The 6,000-nt window shown below is 70.3% G+C and carries 5 protein-coding genes; 3 read left to right on the forward strand and 2 right to left on the reverse strand.

What is annotated here, in order from left to right:
• Positions 1 to 474: 474 nt before the first annotated feature.
• From ACH4LD_RS39915 to ACH4LD_RS39925, 3 genes are read left to right on the forward strand one after another with little or no spacing between them, the layout of a single operon-like run.
• Complete coding sequence (locus ACH4LD_RS39915; protein WP_398057228.1) at positions 475 to 1,137, forward strand: SDR family NAD(P)-dependent oxidoreductase; 663 nt, start codon at positions 475 to 477, stop codon at positions 1,135 to 1,137.
• 40 nt (positions 1,138 to 1,177) lie between these two features.
• Positions 1,178 to 2,227 carry a PAS domain S-box protein gene (locus tag ACH4LD_RS39920; protein ID WP_398057227.1) on the forward strand — a complete coding sequence of 350 codons (1,050 nt, stop codon included), beginning with the start codon at positions 1,178 to 1,180 and terminating at the stop codon, positions 2,225 to 2,227.
• On the forward strand, positions 2,224 to 2,652 hold the full coding sequence (locus ACH4LD_RS39925) for a response regulator (RefSeq protein WP_398057226.1): 429 nt from the start codon (positions 2,224 to 2,226) through the stop codon (positions 2,650 to 2,652). The genes ACH4LD_RS39920 and ACH4LD_RS39925 overlap by 4 nt, the downstream gene beginning before the upstream one ends.
• Before the next feature lie 22 nt (positions 2,653 to 2,674).
• On the opposite strand, the gene ACH4LD_RS39930 is transcribed toward ACH4LD_RS39925, so the two are convergent.
• Both ACH4LD_RS39930 and ACH4LD_RS39935 read right to left on the reverse strand, forming a co-directional pair.
• Complete coding sequence (locus ACH4LD_RS39930; RefSeq protein ID WP_398057225.1) at positions 2,675 to 3,334, reverse strand: response regulator; 660 nt, start codon at positions 3,332 to 3,334, stop codon at positions 2,675 to 2,677.
• A gap of 73 nt (positions 3,335 to 3,407) precedes the next feature.
• Positions 3,408 to 5,666, reverse strand: a complete 2,259-nt coding sequence (locus ACH4LD_RS39935; RefSeq protein ID WP_398057224.1) for a SpoIIE family protein phosphatase — start codon at positions 5,664 to 5,666, stop codon at positions 3,408 to 3,410.
• Between the last annotated feature and the right edge of the window lie 334 nt (positions 5,667 to 6,000).

The following is a 6,000-nucleotide window of genomic DNA, read 5'->3' on the forward strand; positions in this document are numbered from 1 at the left end:
GACGAACTCCAGATTCCCTCGTGGACCCTCACGCCGCGATGGAGCAGACCCCATGGCCGTGCGGCGTGGTGCCTGGGGACATCCCCATGGGCCCCCGTGGGAGGTGCTGTCCGAAGGCATCATCCGGCATTTTGAAAACACATGACTTAACTATTCTGGGTAGTGCCTGTACGTATCACGTACACTCAGTCCGTGATTGTCAGTTGTATGCTTCTCATGTCGGCGGAACGACCCGGTCCCCCCCGTCCGGGCCGTTCCGCCGGTCGCTGAGTTCGCCGTGGCGCCACGTGGGGGGGCGCCCCGGCCCCAGCGATCAGCGGGTCGGCGGACGGCATTTCCCGTGGTGCGGGTCCTCCTGCCGTCCGTCGGCTCGTCATGTCTGTCAGCCCGTTCGCCGTGACGCGGACAGGCACGGCACTTCCCGCGGGAACAGGTGCCCCAGGCGCACCAACGAGCGGGAGAAGGACGCGGGACATGCAGATCGATGTGACCGGACGTACCGCCCTGGTCACCGGTTCCACGCAAGGCATCGGTGCCGCCACCGCCCAGGAGCCGGCGCGTACGGGGGCACGGATGGCGGTCCACGGCCGCGATGAGGCACGGGTACGGGAGGCCACCGCCCGGGTGGGTGAACGGGGACCGGAGGCGGACCTGGTGGCGACGGTCACCGACGAGGGCGCGGAGCGCCCGGCCGAGGCCCTGTCGGACCTCGATGGCCAGGTCAGCAACCTACGCGATGGGGGACGGAGCCAGTACGTCGCCAGTGACTCGGCGGTCGTCATCCCGGCGGAGACGATCCACTACGGCACGACCAAGACCTCCCCGCTCGCGGTCGGCCGCGGCTTCGCCGAGAAGGCGGTCGGTACGGGCGTCACGGTGAACCCCGTTCTCGCCGGTCCCAGGCACACTGGGCGAGTGGAGGGCTTCGTGCACGAGCCCGTCGACCGTTGCCTGCCCTGGGAGGAGGCCCAGCGCGCGTTCACGCGCGAGTACCGGCCGCAGTCCCTGCTGCAACGGCTGATCGAGCCCGACGAGACCGCGCACACGGTCGTCCACCTCAGCTCCGAGCAGGTGTCAGCGACGACCGGTGGCGCGTTGCGCGTCGACGGCGTGTACGTCGACGCCATCGTGCCCTGACACACCCTTTCCGCGGCGGCTGAGCAAGAGGAGTTCTACAGTGCAATCGATCCGTATGGTCCTGCCCGCCATACTGGACAGCGTCTCCCAGGTCGTCTGGGTCGTCGACCACCGGGGGAACATCCTCTACACCAATCCGGCCGGTGTGGCGGCACTCGGCTACGACAACGCCGACGAGCTGGTGGGCCTGTCGAGCCACGAGACCCTGCATCCCTACCGCCCGGACGGCACTCCCTTCCCCGCCGCCGAGTGCTCGATGCTCCGTCCGGCCGTCACGGGGGTGGCGGCGCACGGCAACGACGAGTGGTTCAAGCGGCGGGACGGCTCCTTCTTCCCCGCCTCCTGGTGGGCCGCCCCCATCGATCTTCCGGACGGGCGCGGGGTGGTCTACTCCTTCTTCGACGCCACCGAGAACCGCGAACTGGAGCGGGCCCGGCGGGAACGCGACGCGGCCCGCATCCGGGCGGACGAGTCGCGGGCCGCGCAGCGGCGGATCATGCAGAGCATCGAGTCGGTACGCCGGCAGACGGCCCGCGACCTGCACGACGGCGCGCAGCAACGCCTGGTCAGCCTGCTGATCGGACTGCGTCTGACCCGCGATCTGATACCGGACTCCGCGACCGCGGCCGTCGGCCTCCTCGACCAGGCGATCACCGACGCGCAGACCGCGATCGACGAGCTGCGCGAGCTGGCCTACGGCGTCTACCCCTCGGTGCTCCAGGCCAAGGGTCTGATGGCGGCCGTGACGTCACTGGCCGAGCGCTGCGCGGTGCCGACGACCGTGGAGGGGGAGTACCCGCGCCGGCTGCCCGCCGAAGTCGAGTCGAACGCGTACTTCGTCATCGCCGAGGCACTGACCAACGCGGTGAAGCACGCGGAGGCGTCACACATCCGCATCTCCATCGAACTGAAGGACGCGCTGCGCATCGAAGTGGCCGACGACGGTATCGGCGGGGTACCGAAGAACGCCGTCAGCAGCGGCCTGACCGGCCTCGGGGACCGTGTCGACACCTTCGACGGCGTCCTCGTCATCGACTCGCCGCCGGGCCGGGGGACCTCGGTGCGAGCGGAGATTCCCGTACCGGAATGAGCGGCAAATCGTGGGGATGCCCCTATGGCCTGTCCCTCGCGATCCCGGGCATCCTGATAGACATGTCCGTCAACATCGTGGTCGTCGACGACGACCCTGGGTTCCGTCGCATCGCGAAGACGCTGCTGACGGCGCGCGGTATGCGCGTCGTCGCCGAGTCGGAGGATGGCGCTTCGGCCCTGGCGGCGGTACGTGAACACCGGCCGGACGGCCTTCTGCTGGACTTGCATCTGCCGGATCACGACGGAGTGTCCGTCGCCCGTATGCTGCGTGCGGAGGATCAGCCGCCGCGGATCGTGCTGACCTCCACCGAGCAGTCGTTCTGGTCCGCGGACGAGCTGCGGCAGGCGGGGATCGAGTCCTTCATCGCCAAGGACCGGCTGTTCGACGCGGACCTCAAGGGAATCTTCGGCGCGACGGCCTGAGCCCGCCGCGCCCGGCTCCCACCTACTGCTTGAGGTACCGCAGGACGGCCAGCACCCGCCGGTGCTGGTCCGAGCCGGCCTGGCTGAGGCCGAGCTTCATGAAGATCCCCGTCACATGGCGCTCCACCGCCGGCACGGTAACGACGAGCTTGCGTGCGATGCCGCTGTTGGAGTGGCCCTCGGCCATCAGGGACAGAACCTCCTTCTCCTTCGGCGTCAGCGCCGCGAGCGGGTCCTGCTTGCGTTTGCGCCCGACAAGGGTGGAGATGACATCGGGATCGAGAGCGGACCCGCCGGCGACCACCCGCTCCACGGCGTCGGTCAGGATCTGCGGGCTGGCGACCTTCTCCTTGAGGAGGTATCCCACGCCGCTGGGATCGTCGCCGACCAGGTCCAGGGCGTACGAGGCGTCGAGGAACTGGGAGAGCACGATGACGGCGGTCTCCGGCTGCGCGGCCCGGATCTCCTGCGCCGCCTGCAGACCGTCGGCGTTCAGATTGGGCGGCATCTGGATGTCGGTGATCACGACGTCGGGCCGCTGCTCCTTGGTGACCCGGACGAGGTCCACCGCGTTGTCCACCGCCGCGACCACGGTGATGCCGGCGCTGCGCAGGATGGTCGCGATACCCTCGCGGACGATCGCCTGGTCTTCTCCGAGTACCGCTCGCAGTGGTTCACTCATGACTGCATCCTAGTCCGTGGCCCAAGAAGCCGGTCCATGGTGTGGTGCAGGGAGATGATGCGAGACATGGCAGTCATATGACATCTGCGTCAGTCATGTCCTGCTCCACCCAAATGGTTTTGCCACCGTCCGAGTACCGGGTGCCCCACCGCCGGGCCAGTGCGGCGGCGATCAGCAGGCCCCTGCCGTTCTCGTCCTGGGCCCGGGCGTGCCGGAGGTGCGGCGCCGTCGCGGACCGGTCGGAGACCTCCACCGTCAGGCCGCCGTCCTTGATCAGCCGTACGCACGGCTTCCCTGAGGCGTGCCGGAGCACATTGGTGACGAGCTCGCTCACGATGGTCTCGGTCGCGAAGGCCTGATCGGTCAGCTCCCACCCGGCCAGCCGCTCACGGACCCACCGCCGGCAGGCGGCCACGCCGGCCGGATCCCGCGATCCCGTCCAGGTCGCGACGCAGTCGTCGGCGAGCCGGTGCGTCGCCGCGGTGAGCACCGCCGCGCCCCGATCGCGAGGTCCGCCCATCATCCGGTACACGACGGTGTCGCAGGTGCCCTGGGCGTCGCCCGGTGCGGCGGCCACCGCGTGCCGGAGCCGGGCGGCCGGCTCGCCGCAGGGCGGCTCGCGCAGGAGTGAGGCCGAGTAGAGGGTCAGCACGCTGCCGGGGGCGAGCCGTGTCCGGGCGGTCTCGTAACCGACGCCGCTGCCCAGCGCCGGGCCACGGGGCACCGGCAGCTCGCGCACCGCGCCGTCCGGCGCGGTCACCAGGGGGCCGGGCCAGCCCGCCGAGGCCACGGCGAGGTCGCCGGTGACGGGGTCGTAGACGCAGTACTGGCAGCGGGCCCGCTCGTCGGCGGTCCGGGTGTCCGCAGGGACGCCGGCCGTGTCCGCGAGGCCCAGGCGCGGGACCACGTCGTCCAGGTGGGCGAGCACCTCCTCCGGAGGCAGTTCCAGCCCCGCGAGCGTGGTCACCGCGGTCCGCAGCAGGCCCATGTCCACCGAGGCGTCCAGACCCTGCTGCGGCACCTCGCCGATGACCAGGGCGACGCGGGCGCTGGACAGCGGCAGGACGTCGAACCAGGCGGTCCGGCGGCGTTCCGGCCGCCAGAAGTGCGCCGTGGTCACCGCTGTCACCTCCGGCAGGGACCGTGGCAGCAGCCGCCGTTGCAGCGTCACCGCCGTGGTGTGCTCGCGCGTGAACCTGCGCGCGTTCTCGATGTGCGCCGACGCCTTGGCCATGACCTGCTCGACCAGCGTCAGGTCCTGCGCGTCGAAGGGGACGGGGTGTCTCGGGCCGCGGTAGAAGCACGCCAGGCCCAGTACACGGTCCTGGTGGACCAGCGGGGCGACGATCATGGAGTGGACGCGGGCGGTGCGCAGCGCCCCCGCGCGGGCCGCGTCGTGCATGAGCCAGTCGACGGGCGCTGCGGAGGTATCGACCAGCCGGGCAGTCAGATCACCGAGAACCTGGGTATAGGGCGTGGGGAACAGGAAGTGGCTGGGCTCGCCGACGGCGTACACGCAGTCCAGCCCGCCGGGGCTCTCGAAGGCCGTGCGGCGCAGGGGAGTCGAGGCGTCCAACGGGGCACCGGGCGGCTCCGCCCCGTGCAGAATGCCGTCGACCAGGTCGACCGACACGGCATCGGCGAAGTCCTGGGTGAGAGTGGAGGCCAGCTCCTGGCTGGTGCGCGCCGCGCTGAGCGTCGTACCGATGCGGCGGTGCGCGGCCGACAGCAGTCGCTCCGCGGCGTGCGAACGGGACTCGCCGGTCACGTCGTGGATGAACGTGGCGGCTCCGACGACCGTGCCGCCGTCCCGCAGGCACATGGCGGTGACCCGGTAGACCCGGTGTCCGGCGCCCTTGGTCGGCACGCTGACGAAGCGCTCGGCCACCTGGTCCGGCCCCTGGACGACCTCCCGCAGCAGGCGGCTCGCCGGCAGGCTGCCGTCCAGGTCGGCCACGGGACGGTGCAGCACTTGTGCGGCGGTACGGCCACGGATGCGCAGGGCCGCCGCGTTGCTGCGCAGCACCCTCAACTCCGCGTCGTACAGCTCCATTCCGGCAGCGGCGTGCTCGAAGGCCGAGCGGGTGTACGCGGCCTGGACGCGCGCGAACGCGGCGGTGGGCGCGGTTCCCGCGACGGCGACATGGGTGTGCGACGTGTCACGCCACACGTCGAGTTGGAGCACGGCGGACGCGTCGCAGCCCGCCCGGTCGAGCAGTTCGCCGAAGAAGCGGCGGGCGGACTCGTGCCCGAGATCGTCCGGCCGTCCTCTGCTCCCCGGCCGGACTGATGCGCCTTCCGCGTCGAAGGCGAAGGACTGCTCGTGTGCCATGTCGGGGAGACCTCCTCGGCCGGTCGTCCGGTGGCGTTGTGTCCTGACTTTCGCCCCAAATGTCCGGATAGATGTGACTCCACGGTGACCACCGCGGCGCCGTGGGGCAACCGATTGACCAGAGAGTGAGACAGGGGCGCCCGCACATCGGCACGCCTGCGGCGGATTCCGACGCGATTCACTTGTTCATGCGATGCGGGAACCGGGAAACCGGCCGAATCTTGGAGTCAGGATTCCTACGACGAAGGGTGTGTGTCATGGGTTTTGTGACGGTGGGCCGGGAGAACTCCGAGTCGATCGAGCTGTACTACGAGGATCACGGCAGTGGTCGTCC

Source organism: Streptomyces sp. NPDC017676, from assembly GCF_044329325.1.
Classification (GTDB): domain Bacteria; phylum Actinomycetota; class Actinomycetes; order Streptomycetales; family Streptomycetaceae; genus Streptomyces.